The sequence below is a fragment of the Paraplanobispora siamensis genome, assembly GCF_016863175.1.
Lineage (GTDB): Bacteria > Actinomycetota > Actinomycetes > Streptosporangiales > Streptosporangiaceae > Planobispora > Planobispora siamensis.
Genome location: NZ_BOOJ01000032.1, coordinates 39,141 through 55,098, shown reverse-complemented (window position 1 = coordinate 55,098; position 15,958 = coordinate 39,141). Strand labels below are relative to the sequence as shown.

Annotated in this window: 17 protein-coding genes; 12 read left to right on the top strand and 5 right to left on the bottom strand. The window is 72.8% G+C overall.

The features are described from left to right. The first annotated feature begins 396 nt into the window (after positions 1-396). From Psi01_RS19230 to Psi01_RS19220, 3 genes are all read left to right on the top strand, one after another. Positions 397-1,701: a PP2C family protein-serine/threonine phosphatase gene (locus Psi01_RS19230; RefSeq protein ID WP_204065420.1), complete on the top strand. Its 1,305-nt coding sequence runs from the start codon at positions 397-399 to the stop codon at positions 1,699-1,701. A 55-nt stretch (positions 1,702-1,756) separates the two neighbouring features. Next, on the top strand, positions 1,757-2,122 hold the full coding sequence (locus tag Psi01_RS19225) for an STAS domain-containing protein (protein ID WP_204065419.1): 366 nt from the start codon (positions 1,757-1,759) through the stop codon (positions 2,120-2,122). 169 nt (positions 2,123-2,291) lie between these two features. Continuing rightward, positions 2,292-2,714: an ATP-binding protein gene (locus Psi01_RS19220; RefSeq protein WP_204065418.1), complete on the top strand. Its 423-nt coding sequence runs from the start codon at positions 2,292-2,294 to the stop codon at positions 2,712-2,714. Positions 2,715-2,780: 66 nt separating this feature from the next. Here Psi01_RS19220 and Psi01_RS19215 read toward each other — a convergent pair whose 3' ends face one another. Beyond that, positions 2,781-3,254, bottom strand: a complete 474-nt coding sequence (locus Psi01_RS19215; protein ID WP_204065417.1) for an SgcJ/EcaC family oxidoreductase — start codon at positions 3,252-3,254, stop codon at positions 2,781-2,783. Between the two features lie 219 nt (positions 3,255-3,473). On the opposite strand from Psi01_RS19215, the gene Psi01_RS19210 reads away from it, so the two are divergent. From Psi01_RS19210 to Psi01_RS19175, 8 genes are all read left to right on the top strand, one after another. Beyond that, positions 3,474-4,121: a toxin-antitoxin system HicB family antitoxin gene (locus Psi01_RS19210; protein WP_204065416.1), complete on the top strand. Its 648-nt coding sequence runs from the start codon at positions 3,474-3,476 to the stop codon at positions 4,119-4,121. A 221-nt stretch (positions 4,122-4,342) separates the two neighbouring features. Continuing rightward, positions 4,343-5,137 (top strand): DUF4097 family beta strand repeat-containing protein, encoded by a 795-nt coding sequence (locus tag Psi01_RS19205; RefSeq protein ID WP_204065415.1) that lies wholly within the window; start codon positions 4,343-4,345, stop codon positions 5,135-5,137. Then, positions 5,134-5,355 carry a hypothetical protein gene (locus Psi01_RS19200; RefSeq protein WP_204065414.1) on the top strand — a complete coding sequence of 74 codons (222 nt, stop codon included), beginning with the start codon at positions 5,134-5,136 and terminating at the stop codon, positions 5,353-5,355. The genes Psi01_RS19205 and Psi01_RS19200 overlap by 4 nt, the downstream gene beginning before the upstream one ends. A gap of 718 nt (positions 5,356-6,073) precedes the next feature. Beyond that, positions 6,074-6,517: a sulfatase/phosphatase domain-containing protein gene (locus Psi01_RS19195; protein ID WP_204065413.1), complete on the top strand. Its 444-nt coding sequence runs from the start codon at positions 6,074-6,076 to the stop codon at positions 6,515-6,517. A gap of 49 nt (positions 6,518-6,566) precedes the next feature. Then, positions 6,567-7,562, top strand: a complete 996-nt coding sequence (locus Psi01_RS19190; protein WP_239127838.1) for a formylglycine-generating enzyme family protein — start codon at positions 6,567-6,569, stop codon at positions 7,560-7,562. Positions 7,563-7,617: 55 nt separating this feature from the next. Then, entirely contained in the window at positions 7,618-8,691 is a 1,074-nt protein-coding gene (locus Psi01_RS19185) for an NAD(P)H-dependent amine dehydrogenase family protein (protein WP_204065412.1), read from the top strand. After that, complete coding sequence (locus Psi01_RS19180) at positions 8,688-9,200, top strand: carboxymuconolactone decarboxylase family protein (protein ID WP_204065411.1); 513 nt, start codon at positions 8,688-8,690, stop codon at positions 9,198-9,200. The genes Psi01_RS19185 and Psi01_RS19180 overlap by 4 nt, the downstream gene beginning before the upstream one ends. A 178-nt stretch (positions 9,201-9,378) precedes the next feature. Then, the gene (locus Psi01_RS19175; RefSeq protein ID WP_204065410.1) at positions 9,379-11,016 is read left to right on the top strand and encodes a GMC oxidoreductase; all 1,638 of its coding nucleotides are present in this window, start codon (positions 9,379-9,381) and stop codon (positions 11,014-11,016) included. Positions 11,017-11,128: 112 nt separating this feature from the next. On the opposite strand, the gene Psi01_RS19170 is transcribed toward Psi01_RS19175, so the two are convergent. The 4 genes from Psi01_RS19170 to Psi01_RS19155 are packed head-to-tail and all read right to left on the bottom strand — an operon-like array spanning position 11,129 to position 14,721. After that, positions 11,129-12,736, bottom strand: a complete 1,608-nt coding sequence (locus Psi01_RS19170; protein WP_204065409.1) for an FAD-dependent monooxygenase — start codon at positions 12,734-12,736, stop codon at positions 11,129-11,131. After that, positions 12,733-13,587, bottom strand: a complete 855-nt coding sequence (locus Psi01_RS19165) for a fumarylacetoacetate hydrolase family protein (protein WP_239127837.1) — start codon at positions 13,585-13,587, stop codon at positions 12,733-12,735. The genes Psi01_RS19170 and Psi01_RS19165 overlap by 4 nt, the downstream gene beginning before the upstream one ends. Beyond that, a complete protein-coding gene (locus tag Psi01_RS19160) occupies positions 13,584-14,501 on the bottom strand; it encodes a dioxygenase family protein (RefSeq protein WP_204065408.1) in 918 nt (305 codons plus the stop codon). Before Psi01_RS19160 ends, Psi01_RS19165 begins: the two co-directional genes overlap by 4 nt. 40 nt (positions 14,502-14,541) lie before the next feature. After that, the gene (locus Psi01_RS19155; RefSeq protein WP_204065407.1) at positions 14,542-14,721 is read right to left on the bottom strand and encodes a hypothetical protein; all 180 of its coding nucleotides are present in this window, start codon (positions 14,719-14,721) and stop codon (positions 14,542-14,544) included. A gap of 261 nt (positions 14,722-14,982) precedes the next feature. Here Psi01_RS19155 and Psi01_RS19150 point away from each other — a divergent pair, with 261 nt between their 5' ends. Then, positions 14,983-15,873 carry an IclR family transcriptional regulator gene (locus Psi01_RS19150; protein ID WP_239127836.1) on the top strand — a complete coding sequence of 297 codons (891 nt, stop codon included), beginning with the start codon at positions 14,983-14,985 and terminating at the stop codon, positions 15,871-15,873. Positions 15,874-15,958: the final 85 nt, after the last annotated feature.

The window sequence follows — 15,958 nt, the reverse complement described above, 5'->3', positions numbered from 1 at the left end:
ATCCGCACCCGGTTTTCGGCCGGCCGACCGGGCGGGACGCTGCGCCGCGACGCCGTACGGTCTCGCCTGTCGCGGCCACGGGGCCCATGGGGGAGATATGGGGTGGTTTCCCGATTTTTGCCGGTATCCTCTAGACACCCTGAATCTACACATAGTGTAATCATCCAGATACATTAGGTTGTTATGAGAAGTCGATAGAGTCCCCCAATTGAGGATCTTCGATGGTGGCGGACCCTTCGCGGATAGGAGAAAATGATCACCGGATCCGGCTGGACGCCCGCCGCGGCCCTCGCTCATACCGATACGGACTGGATGGATGATATTGGGACCTTCACCGGGGTTGTACCGATCCAGTCATCTTCCGGGAAGGGGACGGCGTCGAGCGAAGGGGGACAGGTGGTAAAGGCGCACGTAGACGGCATGTCGGTGATCTCCGGGGACGAGGTCCGGAGGCTGGCGGCGGTGCGGCGCTATCAGATCCTGGACACCCCGCCCGACGGCGCCTTCGACCGGGTCGCCGCGCTGGCCGCCCGCGCGTTCGACGTCCCCATGGCCACCGTGACCATCGTCGACGAGGACCGCATCTGGTTCAAAGCCCAGCGGGGGCTGCCCGCCGGGATGAACCAGATCAGACGCGAGCCCGGCCTGTGCGCCTCGGCCATCCTGTGCGGCGAGCCGTACGTCGTCACCGACGCCCGAACCGACCCGCGCACCATGGACAACTCCCTGGTGGACGGCCCGGCGGGGATCCGTTTCTACGCCGCGGCCCCGATCATCACCTCCGACGGCTACCGGCTGGGAACCGTCAACGTGCTGGACGTCCGCCCCCGCACCGTCGACGCCGCGCAGCTCGCGACGCTGCAGGACCTGGCCGCCCTGGTGGCCGACGAGCTGGAGGTACGGCTGGCGGCGATGGCCACGGTGGCGCGCGAGCGGCGGATGCGCCGTGAACTGGAGCGGGAGCAGGAGCGCCTGGAGCTGCTGTCCAGCACGCTGCAGCGCACGCTGCTGCCGTCGATCCTGCCGGACGTGCCCGGCCTGGAGCTGGCGGCCTACTATCACGTGGCCTCCAGCGACCGGGTCGGCGGCGACTTCTACGACGTCTTCGCCCTGGGCGACGGGCGCTGGGGCCTGTTCCTGGGGGACGTGTCCGGCAAGGGGGCCGAGGCGGCGGCGCTGACCTCGCTGGCGCGCTACACGCTGCGCGCCGCGGCCACCTACGACCCCGACCCCGTCGGCGTGCTGCACAATCTCAACACGGTGCTGCTGCAGGAGCAGCAGCCCGGCGACCCGCGCTACTGCACCGTCCAGTTCGGCCTCCTGACTCCGGACGGCCCCGGGTTCGACCTGGTGCTGGCGGCGGGGGGACACCCTCCGGCCCAGGTGGTCCGCGCCGGCGGCGAGGTGGAGGCGCTGCACCCGGCCGACGGATGCGTGGTGGGGGTCTTCGACGACCCGACGATCACCACCGTGCGGACGCGCCTGAACCCGGGGGACGCGCTCCTGCTGCACAGCGACGGCCTGACCGAGGCCCGGACCCCCGACGGCCACCTGTTCGGCGAGGAACGGCTGCGCGGGCTGCTCGCCCCGCTGGCGGGCCGGGCGGCCAAGGAGATCGTGACGGTCATGCGGGGGCTCCTGGCCGACTTCGGTGCCGGGCTGGCCGACGACACCGCTATCTTGGCCCTGTCCGTACCATAGGCTGATCGTCCATGGCCGTCCCCCGCCGGCCGGCCCGTCGCCGTGAGGAGCCGTAGTGAGTGCCCCGACCAGCTCGTTGACCTGGGCCCTCGACCATGAGGAGCCGGAGGCGTGCGTGCTTCGGCTGACCGGTGAACTCGACTACACCACCTCGGTCCACCTGAAGGACGCACTCGACGACCTCGGCGCCTGCCGCAACCTGATCGCCGATGTGAGCCAGTTGACGTTCTGCGACTCCACCGGCCTGCGCATGCTCCTGAACGCCCGGCAGACCATCACCACCTCGGGCGGCGTCGTCGCCCTCGTCGGCGCCAACGCCCGCCTGAACAGGATCCTGAACCTGACCGGGCTGGCGCGCGCCTTCTCCCTGCACGCCACCCTCGCCGAGGCGCACGAGGCCCTGGCCGCCGCCTCCCGGTGACCTCCGGTCCGCCGGGCTTGGTGGGATTTTTACCGGCCCGGAGGGAAAAGCATCAATGATCCGGGCTGGAATGGGTAACTCCGGCAGCAAGCGTCCGGCGGGCGACCGCTAATCTACTGACCCGGGGCAGAATGAGCCGGCACCGGGCACGACATCGCAGGGGAGATCAGTGAGAAGCGTTCAGCTCCGCCAGTGGGCGATCACTGCGGATCTCTCCACCCTCCGCGACCGGATCACCGACTCCGCGAAGCGGGCCGGTCTGCGCGGCCGCCGCCTGGACGACCTCCTGCTGGCCACCAACGAGGCCGTCATCAACGTGCTGGAGCACGGCGGCGGCCGGGGCACCGTGTCCCTCTCGCACGACGGGACCGACGTGCACGTCGAGATCACCGACGCCATGGGCCGGCTGTCCCCGCTCGACACCCGCCGCCACCTGCCCGGCGCCGACGCCTCACGAGGGTTCGGGCTGTGGCTGATCGGCCGGCTCTGCGACGAGTTCACCATCTCCCAGCACCCGGGCCGCTCGTCCGTACGGCTGCGCATGCGCATCGTCCCCGCCCCGCAGCCCACCCTGGAACCGGCCCTCCCCTAGAACAGTCCCCGGCTCCCGGGCGGTTCGCGGATCGCCCTGCCCGCCCCGGTCACTCGGACGGCCGGGTCAGACCGGTCCGCCGTCCGTCCCCGCCCGCAGGACCTCTCTGATCTCGGCGGTGTGCCGCTCGGCCAGGTCGGGGCGGCCGTGGTACTGGGCGGGGGTGTTCTGGAACATCACGATCTGCCACGTCCCCCCGCGGCGCTCGGCGACGAGCGTCTGGAAGGCGTTGACCTCGGGCCTGAGGTCGTCCGCGCCCGGCGGGACCATCCCGACGATCGCCTGCACCATCGCGTGGTCGGCGCCGAGCGGCCGCACCCGGCGCACCTTGGCGACGTAGGTGGCGACCGGGTGGTCGCCGAAGATCGCCGACAGGTGGTCCAGGATCTCGGCGGCCGCCACCTGGCTGCCGTCGAACCCGACCATCATGCCGTCCTCGACGAACAGCGCGGCGTACTCCTCGGCGTCGTTGCGCCGCCACGAGTCCAGCAGCCGGTGGTAGAGATCGCGCACGCCCACCTCGTCGAAGATCTCACTCATCGACTCTCCCCGTCTCGCTCCGCATCCGGCTCCGCATCCGCCGCTCGCGTTCATCCTCCTCCTTGTGCCCGCCCTGCGCTCATCCTCGCGCCCGCACTCCTGTCGCATCCGCCTCTCTGCCGTGTCCGCGCGCCGCACAGACCGTCCGCGTCCATCCTCGCCGCCATTTTGACGTCGGCAGGCCTTGAAGTGACGTCACAATGATGCCATGATGACGTCATGGAGTTGACATCGTACATCGCCGACCTGCGCCGGGAACTGGCCGCCGCGGCCGAGGTGGCGGGCCCCGAGGTGCGCGAGGCCGCCGAGCGCCTGGCCTCCGCGCTCGATCCGGCGGTGCGGCTCACGCTCATGGACGTGCTCTCCGACGCGGCCGACGAGGTCACCAGGGAGATCGATCCCGGCGTGGTCGAGGTGCGCATCCGCGGCAGGGAACCGCAGTTCGTGGTGAGCCTGCCGCAGGAGCACGAGCGCGCCGGGCCGCATGACTTCCCGCCGGGCTCCCCGTTCCCGGGGCACTTCCCGCCGGACTTCCCCTTCTCCGGGCGCTTCCCGCCCGGCTTCCCGTTCTCCACGGGCCGCCCGCCCGCGGGACCACCCGGTCCGCCCGGCCCTCCCCACGCCCCCTCGCCGCCGCACCCGCCTCTGCCGCCGGAGCCTCCCGCCCCGCCGGGCGAGGCCGAGCAGGGCACCGCCCGGATGACCCTGCGCCTCCCCGAAGCGCTGAAGTCCCGCATCGAGCAGGCCGCGGCCGGCGCCGGCGTCTCGGTGAACGCCTGGCTCGTCCGGGCCCTCACCGCCGCCCTGTCCGACCCCGGCCCGGGCACGCACGGTCCGGGCAGGCGCCTCACCGGCTGGAGCCGCTGACCCGGTCCGGCAGATCGGAGGCCCACCCGTCCCGGGTGGGCCAGGAAGATCCGGGGCCGACCCGTCGCGGACCGGCCCGGCAGATCCGGGACCTCACCCGTCGCGGAGCTGCCAAGTCGTCACCGACCGGGTCGGCGGCGCGGGGCACCACCCCCGCTCCGGCGGCGCGGGGCACCGCTCCCACCGCCGTTCACCCTTCTCCACCGAGACGGAGCTTCGCCATGCCCACATTTCCCACACCAGGCCCGATCACCTTCAGCGCCCACCTGGTGGGCGGCAGCCTCCGGGTCACGGCCTCCGACCGCGAGGACACCAGGGTCGACGTACAGCCGGCCGATCCCTCCGACCTCGACTACGCCCGATCCATCCAGGTCGAGCACGACGCCGACACCATCAGCCTCAGGACACCCGACCGGCGGGTCCTCCGCCGGGCCCCCACCGTCGACGTCGTCGTGGCGCTGCCTGCCGGATCCCACGTGCGCGCCGGCACCGTCTCGGCCGACGTGACCACGTCCGGGCCGCTGTACGACGTCGAGATCTCCACCGCCTCCGGTGACGTCACGATCGAGCGCGCGGCGGAGCTGCGCGTCAAGACGGCGTCGGGTGACGTCAGATGCGACGTCACTGAAGGTGCCGCCTCGGTGGAGACCATCTCGGGAGTGGTACGGCTGGGCACGGTCGGCGGCCCGGCCGGCCTGACAACCGTGTCCGGGGAAGCCGAGCTCGGCGAGGCCGGCGGCGACGTCGTCGCCAAGTCGACCTCGGGACGGATCCGCGTTCACCGGATCGTCCGGGGCCGGGTCTCGGCGAACACCACCTCCGGTGACGTCGCGATCGGGGTCGCCGACGGCACCGCGACGTGGCTGGACGTCGGATCGCTGTCCGGAAAGATCAACTCTGAGCTGGTCCCGTTCGACCAGGGCGACCAGCCCGCCGACGACGAGAACACGATCGAACTCGGCATCCGCAGCCTCAGCGGCGACATCTCCATCACCAGATCGGAAGGCATGCGATGAACACCGACATGATCCTGCGCTACGCCCTCGCCCGGCATTCCGAGCGCATCGCCGAGGCCGGGCGCTCCCGCACACTCGCCCGCCGAGGCCCCGGGCGGCGGCGCTCCCCCGACCTCCTGCGCCACCGCCTGGCCGTCCTCCTGCACACCCTGGCCGAGGCCGTCGACGTCCCCTCTCGCCCCTCCTACTCCGCCCACCGCCCCTCCCGGGCGTCCTGACCACACCCTGGCCGAGGCCGTCGACGTTCCGTCCCCCTACTCCGCCCATCGCCCCTCCCGGGCGTCCTGACCGCGCCATCCCAGCGCCCGCCCTCCGGCACACGCGGACGCGGATCGACTACCCGGCCGGACCACACCGCACATCAGCGCCCCCGCACATCAGCGCTCCCCGGATATCAGCGCTCCCCGGCGTCACACTCGGCGCCGTCATCGGTGAGGCTCTCGGCCTCCCACGGCACCTGGATCATCCCGGCTCAACCGAGACCCCCGACATCCTGAGACACCGGATCATCCCAGCTCAGCCGGGGCTTTCGACCTCCCGTGGCACCCGGATCATCCAGCTTGACCAAGGCCCTCGACACCCTTAGGCACCTGGACCCCCCGGCTCGACCGAGGCCCTCGGCCTTCCGCGGCATACGGAGACCTCGTCTCCCCACGGCGATCGTCGTGTTCGGCGTTGGCGGCGTCGTGGTGATAGAGCAGGCGCAGCCATGTGGTCCCGGCGGCCGGGCCTCCGGACATGGGGCCCTTGGCCACCGCGGTGGGCAGGGTGGTGCCGGGCCTGGGCCCCTCCCTGCCGAACTCGGTCTGGTGCAGCACCGCGCCGCACCGGCCCCCGACCCGCATCCAGGATGCTTCGTTGAGACCGGCCTCGGCGGCGGCGTTGCGCCCGGGTGCTTCACGATCGCCTGAGGACGACGGTCCCCGGGAGGATCTGATGGAAGACTGTCTGGCCGTGGCAGCCTCGGCGGACGACAACGCGGGCCGGGTCGTCGACTGGCTGCGGGAGCCCGGCGAGTCCGACGACGCCCTCCTGATGTACTGCTCCGCGCAGACCGTGCTCGACGCGGCCGTGGTCGCCCACCATCCCCGCATGCAGGGCCGCAGCTCCCCGGCGGACCTGACCGGCGAGCCGGGACCGCCGCCCGCCGAGGGGATGTACTACCGCCACTGGGAGCACGACGACATCTTCCACAAGGCGCCGGCCCACTACGGCTACCGGACGGCGCGCTACGAGATCATCTGTTTCCACAACGACGGCATGGGCGTCCCGGGCACCGGCGTCTCCGCCTACGGCGGCCAGTGGGAGCCGTACGACCTGGAGGCGGACCCGGCGGAGCCGCGCAACGTCTATCACGATCCGGACTACCTGGGGGTGTGAGGTGTCGGGGAGCTGCTGCACGCCCGGTACGGCGGGGCCGCCGGAGCCCGTGCGCGTCGAGGCGCCGACGATCGAGGCGCGGAGCGCACACGCGGCCGGGTCGTCAGATGCGCACGCGGCCGGAGTACGGCGGGCGCACGCGGCCGGGTCGCCGGGCGTGCACGCGATCGAGCAGGTGCGTCTGCCGGGCGGCGGGTTCCTGATGGGCGACCCGGCCGGCGACGGCAACCCGGCCGACGGCGAGCGGCCCGTCCACCGGGTCACGGTGCGGCCGTTCTCGATCGACGCGACCTGCGTGACGACGGCCGACTTCGCCGTCTTCGCCGAGGCGACCGGTTACCGGACCGAGGCCGAGGTGTACGGCTTCTCGGCCGTCTTCCACCTGGCGCTGAGCGCCCGCCCGCAGGACGTCATGGGGCCGGTCCCCGGCGTGCCCTGGTGGCTGGGCGTGCGCGGCGCCGACTGGCGCCACCCCGGCGGCGCCCTGTCCGAGGCCGATCCCGACCATCCCGTGGTGCACGTGAGCTGGAACGACGCGACGGCGTACTGCGCCTGGGCCGGGCGGCGCCTGCCCACGGAGGCCGAGTGGGAGTACGCCTCCCGTGGCGGCCTGGAGGGCGCCCGCTACCCGTGGGGCGACGACCTACCGGAGGGGGGGTGGCCGGTGAACATCTGGCAGGGCGACTTCCCCGCGCGCAACACCATGGACGACGGCTATCTGACCACGGCCCCGGTGCGTGCCTTCGGCCCCAACGGCTACGGGCTGTGGCAGACGGTCGGCAACGTCTGGGAGTGGTGCGCGGACTGGTACGCCCCCGACTACTACGCCCACTCCCCCGCCGACGACCCGCGCGGCCCGCGGCGGGGCACGGCCCGGGTGCTGCGCGGCGGCTCGTTCCTGTGCCACGACTCCTACTGCAACCGCTACCGCAACGCGGCGCGCTCGTCGAACACGCCGGACTCCTCGATGGCCAACGCCGGGTTCCGCACGGTGGCCGCACGAGACGCGGTGGCCGTCCAGAACACCACGGCCGCACAAGATTGATCCGGCGTTGTGAGGAGGTCTATGCACTGAACCAAGCGCTTGCTACGCTCCGGTCATGATACCCACGATCGTCTGGGGTACCGGGAACATCGGCCGCGCGGCCATCCGCGCCGTCGAGGCCCATCCGGCGCTTGAGCTCACCGCGGTGATCGTCCACGATCCCGCCAAGGCCGGTCGTGACGCCGGCGAACTGGCCGGCCTCGGCCGCGTCCTGGGAGTCGAGGCGACCGATGACGCCGGCGCGGCGCTGGCCGCCGGCCCCCGCGCCGTGGTGTACGCCGCCTCCGGCGACATCCGCCCGGACGAGGCCCTGGCCGACGTCGTCAGTGCGGTCCGGGCCGGGGCCGTGGTCGTCACCCCCTCGCTGTACGCGCTCTACGACCAGCGCAACGCCCCGCCGGAGATGCGCGAGCCGGTGCTGGCCGCCGTCGCGGAGGGCGGCGGATCGTTGTTCGTCTCCGGCGTCGACCCCGGCTGGGGCAACGACGTGCTGCCGCTGCTGATCAGCGGGCTGGCCGCCGACGTGGACGTGATCCGCTGCCAGGAGATCTTCGACTACACCACCTACGACCAGCCCGACGCGGTCCGCTACCTGGTGGGCATGGGCCAGCCGATGGACTACGAGCCGCCGATGATCGCCCCGACGGTCCCGACCATGGTGTGGGGCGGGCAGGTACGGCTGATGGCCCGGGCCCTGGACGTCGAGCTCGACGAGATCCGCGAGACCGTGGAACGGCGCCCGCTCGAGTCCACGGTGGGCACCGCGACGATGGGCGAGTTCGAGGCCGGAACCCAGGGCGCGATCCGGTTCGAGGTGCAGGGGATCGTCGGGGGCGAGCCCCGCATCGTCATCGAGCACGTCACCCGCATCCACCCCTCCTGCGCGCCGGACTGGCCGACGCCGCCCGACGGCGACGGGGCGCACCGGGTGATCATCGAGGGCCGTCCGCACATCGAGGTCACGGTCGAGGCCGTCGACGAGAGCGGCAACCGCTCCGCCGGCGGGAACGCGACCGCCGTCAGCCGGCTGGTCAACGCCGTCGACTGGCTCGTGGAGGCCAAACCCGGGATCTACGACGCGCTCGACGTCCCGCTGCGGCCCGGCAGGCTCGCGAGGAGGCGGCCGTGAGGATCGACATCCCCGAGGGCAAGGACCCCATCGGGTACGTGTGGGGCGAGATGGTCCCCGGCATCGGGGTGGCCGCCTCGAACTTCTCGCTGGCGGTGTACGCCCACACGACCCTGGGCCTGCGCGAGTTCGAGGCCGCCCGGCTGCGGATCGCGCAGATCAACGGGTGCGCCTTCTGCCTGGACTGGCGCACCGAGCGCGACGGGCAGAAGGTCGAGGACGACTTCGCCGAGGCGGTGACCGACTGGCGCACCACCGGCGCCTTCGACGACCGCACCCGGCTGGCCGCCGAGTACGCCGAGCGCTACGCCCTGGACCACCACGGCCTCGACGACGAGTTCTGGAACCGGATGACCGGGCACTACAGCCAGACCGAGATCGTGGAGCTGAGCATGAGCATCGGCTCCTGGCTGGCCTTCGGCCGGCTCAACCACGTGCTGGGCCTGGACACCGTGTGTGTGCTGACCGGCGGCTCCTCTCCCGCGGGAAAGCGGACGCCCACGCCCTGACGCGACGAACCTCCCCGTAGACGGCTCTTCTCCTGGACGACCCTCCCATAGACAACCCTCCCGGCAGACATCCCTCCCGGCAGACGAACCCGTGTAGACGAGCACGACCCCATATCTCAAGGCGCGAGAAACCCCGAGCACGACCATTTCTCATTTCGTCGAGAGTGAGGACCGTCACATGGGTGACACCACCGGATCCCCCGTCCCCCGAACGATCTCGCGCCGCGGCTTCATCGCCGGGACCGGCTCCCTGCTGGGAGCCGCCGCCCTGGCCGGCCGTACTCCCGCGGCCTGGGCCCAGACCGCCCCGGTCGCCCCGATCCCCTCCGGAGCCCACGTCGCCGCCCTGGTCATCGGCACCGGGTACGGCGGCGCCGTCGCCGCCCTGCGCCTGGCCCAGGCGGGCGTCGACGTGCACATGGTCGAGATGGGCATGGCCTGGGACACCCCCGGCTCCGACGGCAAGATCTTCTGCAACACGCGTGAGCCGGACTATCGGTCCTACTGGCTGCGCACCAGGACCAAGGCGCCGCTCAACTACTTCCTCGGCTTCCCGATCGACCGCGACATCCCCCGCTACACCGGGATCCTGGACGCCGAGGAGTTCGGCGGCATCACGGTCTACCAGGGCCGCGGCGTCGGCGGCGGCTCGCTGGTCAACGGCGGCATGGCCGTCACGCCCCGGCGCGAGAACTTCGGCGCCGTCCTGCCGTCGGTGAATCCCGACGAGATGTACAACGTCTACTACCCGCGCGCCAACGCCGAGCTCGGGGTCGGCACCGTCGACCCGGCCTGGTTCGACTCCACCGCCTGCTACCAGTACGCCCGGGTCGGCCGCAAGCACGCCCAGCGCTCCAACTTCCCCTTCGTCTTCGTGCCCGACGTCTACGACTGGGACTACATGGAGCAGGAGGCGGCCGGGACCGTCACGAAGTCGGCGCTGGCCGGGGAGATCCTCTACGGCAACAACCACGGCAAGAAGTCCCTGCAGCAGACCTATCTCGCACGGGCCAGGAGCACCGGCAGGGTCTCCGTCTCCCCCCTGCACAGGGTCACCTCCGTCGCCCCGGCCTCCGGCGGCCGTTACACGGTCACCGTCGAGCAGCTCAACACCACCGGCGCCGTCACGACCGTCAAGACCGTGACCGCGGACCGGGTCTTCTTCGCCGCAGGCAGCGTCGGCACCAGCAAGCTGCTCGTCAGGCTGAAGGCCACCGGCGCGCTGCCCAACCTGAACGGCGAGGTCGGCAGGGGCTGGGGCGACAACGGCAACGTCATGTGCGGTCGCGCCAACCACCTGTGGGACCCGACCGGCGCGCTCCAGTCGTCCATCCCCTGCTGCGGCATCGACAACTGGGCGGCCGGCGGCGCGTTCGCCGAGGTGGCGCCGCTGCCCACCGGGATCGAGACCTACGCCTCGTTCTATCTGTCGATCACCAACAACCCCAACCGCGCCCAGTTCTCCTGGAACGCCGCGGCGAGCAGGGTGGACCTGAACTGGCAGGCCGCCTGGAAGCAGCCGTCCATCACCATGGCCAAGACGATCTTCGACAAGATCAACTCCAAGGAGGGGACGATCTACCGGACCGACCTGTTCGGCACCTACAAGATCTGGGGCGACCACCTCACCTACCACCCGCTCGGCGGCGCGGTGCTGAACAAGGCCACCGACAACTACGGCCGCCTGACGGCCTATCCGGGCCTGTACGTCATCGACGGCGCGCTGATCCCCGGCAACACCACCGTCAACCCGTTCGTCACCATCACGGCGCTGGCCGAGCGGAACATCGAGAAGATCATCGCCACCGACCTGTGAGACGGCCCGGCGCGGGGCGGCCGGTCGCGGGTGCGTGACCGGCCGCCCCGTGCCGAGGTCCTTCCCGTACGGCGGCCCGCCGCGAGCCTCACGCGGGCGGGCGGGCCGCCGCCTACGGGCCGGTGCCCAGAACGGTGCCGAGGATCCGTACGCCGTCGGCGTCGCCGGTCCCGCGCCAGGCGACGTGCTGGTCGGGACGGACCAGCAGCAGCGGCGCGCCGTACCGGTCGAGCAGGTCCTCACCCGTCAGGTCGGCCACCGTGAACGGCACGCCGCGCGCCCGGGCCGGGCCCTCCAGCACGGCGGGGTCGGCGTCGGCGGACAGGCGCAGCAGGGTGAGGCCCGGTCCGAGGACGTCGAACAGGGAACGGCCGTCGCGGAGCCAGGCGTGCGGCAGGCGGGCGCCGGGCCTGGCCGAGCCGTGGTAGACCTGCGGGGTGTGGGACGGCACGGGCGAGCCGTCGTCGACGACCGCCGGGGAGCCGGCGTAGTGATAGCCGAGGACGAGCCCCTCGCTGTAGAACTCCCCGGCCTTGACCCGCAGCGCGGCGCCCGTCTCCGCGCGCAGGCGCTCCGCCTCGGCGCCCGTGCCCGTGAGCGGGCGCCCGGCGAAGGAGGGGGCGAGCAGCTTCTCCTGGGCGGAGCTGTCGGCGATGGTCTGCGCGGCGACCGGGCGGCGCTCGGCCTCGTAGCTGTCCAGCAGCGCGGCGCCGCCCCAGCCCTGGAGCACGGCGGCGAGCTTCCAGCCGATGTTCACCGCGTCGCCGACGCAGGTGTTGAAGCCGTGCCCGCCCCACGGGGGGTTGAGGTGGGCGGCGTCGCCGACCAGGAACACCCGGCCCGAACGATAGCGGTCCACCAGCAGCATCCGGGCGACCCAAGGGTCGGTGCCCAGGACGTGCACGGGCCCGCCGTACTCCGGCCCGATGAGGGAGCGCACCAGCTCCTGCGGGTCCGGTGCGGAGGTGCGCACGTCGACCCGCTGGATGATCGCCCACCACCGGTCGTCCAGGTCCATCCGGCCCATCAGGCCGGACACCTCCGGACTGATCACCCAGTACTGCACGGCCGGGTCCAGGGGCACCATCTCCCCCAGGCCGGGCGCCCGGAAGACGACGCTGAGGTTGGGGCGCTCGCCGGAGGAGCCGGTGTAGGCGGCCCCGACGGCCGTACGGCTGACGCCGCCCGCGCCGTCGCATCCCAGCAGGTACTCCGCCTCGATCACGCGGGCGGAGCCGTCGCCGTCGGCGACCGTGGCGCGCACGGAGCGCTCGTCCTGCTCGATCGCGGTGACCGTGTGCCCGGTCAGGAACATGACGCAGGACAGCTCGGAGACGACCTTGCGCAGCACCCGCTCGACGACCGGCTGCGGCACCTGCTGGCCGGGCTCGGCCCAGCGCTCGTCGCGGTCCGCGTACAGCCCGAAGGCGTTGCGGAAGCGGGTGAGCTCGGTACCGAGCAGGGCGGTGCAGAAGGCGACGTCCTGCGACCAGGAGACCGGCAGCGGCGCGGCGGCGCGCAGCCGGTCGGCCACGCCCCAGCGGCGCAGGTGCTCCATCGTGCGGATGCTGGTGGTCTTGGCGCGCGGGCGGTCGTCGTCGAGGGTGATGCGCGGCTCGACCAGGCAGGTGCGGATCCCGCGCCGCCCGAGCTCGACCGCCGCCGCGAGGCCGGCGGGGCCGCCGCCGGCGATCGTCACCTGCGTCGCGGGCCGGGTCATGCGCCGCTCCGCGCGGAGGCGTCGGTGACGGGGGTGCGCAGCAGGCCGAGCCGTTCGACCTCGACCTCCACCACGTCGCCGGGCGTCAGCAGCCTCGGCGGCGTGCGGACGTAGCCGACGCCCTCGGGGGTGCCGGTGGCGATGACGTCGCCGGGGTGGAGCGTCATCGTGGCGCTGATCCGCGACAGCAGCTCCGGCACGGTGAAGATCATGTCCCGGGTGTCGCCGTCCTGCATGACCTCGCCGTTGACCCGGGTGACCAGGCGCAGGCCGTCGGCGAGGCTCCCTGCCTCGTCGGCGGTGACGATGGGGCCGATCGGCCCGCTGAGGTCGGCGTTCTTGCCCAGCGTCCACTGCGTGGTGAGCTTCTGGGCGGTGCGGGCGGTGAGGTCGTTGAAGACGGCGTAGCCCAGGACGCCGGCCTCGGCCTCGCTCTCGCCGGCGTCGGCCAGCCGGGCGCCGACGATCGCGGCGACCTCGCCCTCCCAGTCCAGTCCCGGCTCGTTGGCGGGCACCGGCACCGGCGTGCCGGTCACCGACAGCGAGGCGGTCCACCGGCCGAACACGGTCGGGTGCTCCGGCGGCCGGAACCCTCCCTCGGCGGCGTGCGCCCGGTAGTTGAGCCCGATGCACAGCACCCGGGCCGAGGGGGGCACGGGCGGCGCGAGTTCCACCTCCGCCAGCGGCACCGCGCCCCTTCCCGCCGCGCGCGCCTCCTCCAGCCAGTGCGGCAGGTCGGCGTAGAAGTCGGTGACCTCCGCCAGGGGTGTGACGGCGCCGTCCGTCACGACGCCGACGGTGACCTGCCGCCTGCCGCGGTCCCCGCCGGTGACCATGCCGATGAGCCTCAACGCGTGTCTCCTTCCGCGACCGGCCGCAGGTCCTCCGCGACCAGCCGGATGTCGAACTCGGCCTCCAGGAAGGGGCCCTTCATGTCGAAGCGGTCCGCCGCGGCCGGGTCCTCGCACGGCCGGAAGGGCGCGACGAGCGCGTCCTTGACCGCGAAGGCGGCGTCGGAGCCGAGGTAGGGGTCGCCGTCGACGAAGATGTGGGTGGTCAGCGGCCGGTGCCCGGCCGCCTCGACCCGGATGTGGACGTGGGCCGGGCGCATGGGGTGGCGGCCCAGCGCGCGCAGCAGCTCACCGACCGGGCCGTCGGTGGGCACCGGGTAGCTGCTCGGCCGTACCGTACGGAACCAGTAGGAGCCGTCCTCGCCCGTGGTCAGCAGGGCCCGCAGGTTGCCCTCCGGCTGCGCGGCGTCCTGACTGTCGTACAGCCCGGCGTCGTCGGCCTGCCAGACGTCGAGCACGGCGCCCGGCAGCGGGCGCCCGTCGCAGTCGGTGACCCTGCCGTGCACGACTGCGGCCTCACCCCGGTCACGCTCGGATCCCTCGGCGATCCAGGCGCCCATCTCGCGGGGCGGGGCGGGCGAGTGGAAGGGACCCTCGACCGAGCTGGGGGTCATGGTCGGCGGGCCGGTGTGGTTGACCTCGTCGACGGCCGAGGTCAGGCCCAGCATGTCGGACAGCAGGATGAACTCGTTGCGCCTGTCGGTGCAGGCGTGCCCGGTGCGGACCAGGAAGTCCACGGCGCGCAGCCACTCGGCCTCGGTGGGCCCGGTCTCGCGCACGAAGGCGTGCAGGTGCGTGACGATGCTCGCGACCAGCTCGCGCAGCCGCTCGTCCTCGCCTCCCAGGGAGTCGAGGACCTGGGCCAGCAGCGCGTCGAGCCGCTCGTGCGGGGATCCGGTGACGGCCGGTTTCATGGGGTGGTGGCTCCTCGTCGGGGGTTCACGGTGGAAGGTCTCAGGCCGTGCCGGCCGGGACCTGCTGCAGGAGGCGGCGGGCGAACTCCAGCGCCTCGCGGAAGAGGGGCTCGCCGTCCTCCAGTCCGGTCCACAGGTGGTCGGCGCCCTCGATCAGCCGCACGGGCTCACCCGGGAGGGCCAAGCCCTCGGCGCCGGGCTGCGCGAACTGCGCGGTCATCGGCGTTCCCCGCAATCGGATCGGTTCTCCGTGTGACGGGCGTCATGCCCGCTGACCGGAAAAACTAGGGCGGCGTCCCCGTCCGCACCAGCCGGAATTTCATTGAACGGCACGCGCGGTGCGATGTTCCGGTGGCGTTGTCCGAGGGCGCCCCCGCGTCCCTTCCGGTGTCCATTTCCGGGGCGCACCGCGAGGCACGTTCCGGCCGTGGGGCACGCTGCGGTCGTACGGCACGCTGCGGTCGTACGGCACACTGCACAGGTGACGAACGCTTCCGGCGCCTCCCCCGCGCCCCGGGGCCGCCGGCCGGCGCACGGCGAACCGGTGATCGACCGGGCCTTCGCCCTGCTCACCGCCTTCACCGCGACCCGCCGCTCCATGACCCTGGCCGAACTGAGCCGGGCCAGCGGCACGCCGCCGAGCACGGCCCTGCGGCTGGCCCGGCGCCTGCTGCAGCTGGGCGCGCTGGAGCGCGGCGCCGACGGCCGGTACGTGATCGGCCTGCGCCTGTGGGAGCTGGCCTCGCTCGCCCCGCGCGGCCACGGGCTGCGCGAGGTGGCGCTGCCGTACATGGAGGACCTGTACGAGGCGACCCACCAGCACGTCCTGCTCGCGGTGCGCGACGGCGCCGAGGCGCTGCTCGTCGAGCGGCTGTCGGCCCGCGACGCCGTCAACGTGCTCTACCGCGTCGGCGGCCGGCTGCCCCTGCACTCCACCGGCGTCGGCCTGGTACTGCTGGCGCACGCCGAGGCGCAGTTCCAGGACCGGATCCTGGCCCGGCCGCTGGTCCACGAACCCGAGGGCGTCCCCGTCTCCCCCGCCGCCCTGCGGCGGACTCTGGCGGAGGTGCGCAGGACCGGACTGGCGGTCGTCGAGCGCTCGGAGCCGGGCCCGGTGGTCGCCGTGGCCGCACCGGTACACGGCGGGGACGACAGCGTCGTCGCGGCGCTGTCGGTCGTCGTCCCGGCGGGCGGAGCCGAACCGCGCGGCCTGTCCCCCGCGGTGCGCGCCACGGCCCGCGCCCTGTCCCGGAGCCTGGGCTCCCCCCGCTCCGCCGCGCCCCCGGCGCCCGCCCGTGACCCGTTTCCCAGGCCGCGCAGGATGTGGCCTATGGCCCGTCACCGCGGGACGTTCGCCGGTATCGCCCGGTGACGTCCCCGTCCACGCTGGAATCGGGAGCACCCGCGGAGAGAAGGCCGTCAGCGGCCCTCAGTCGCCGAAGCGGCCCGCCCCGCGG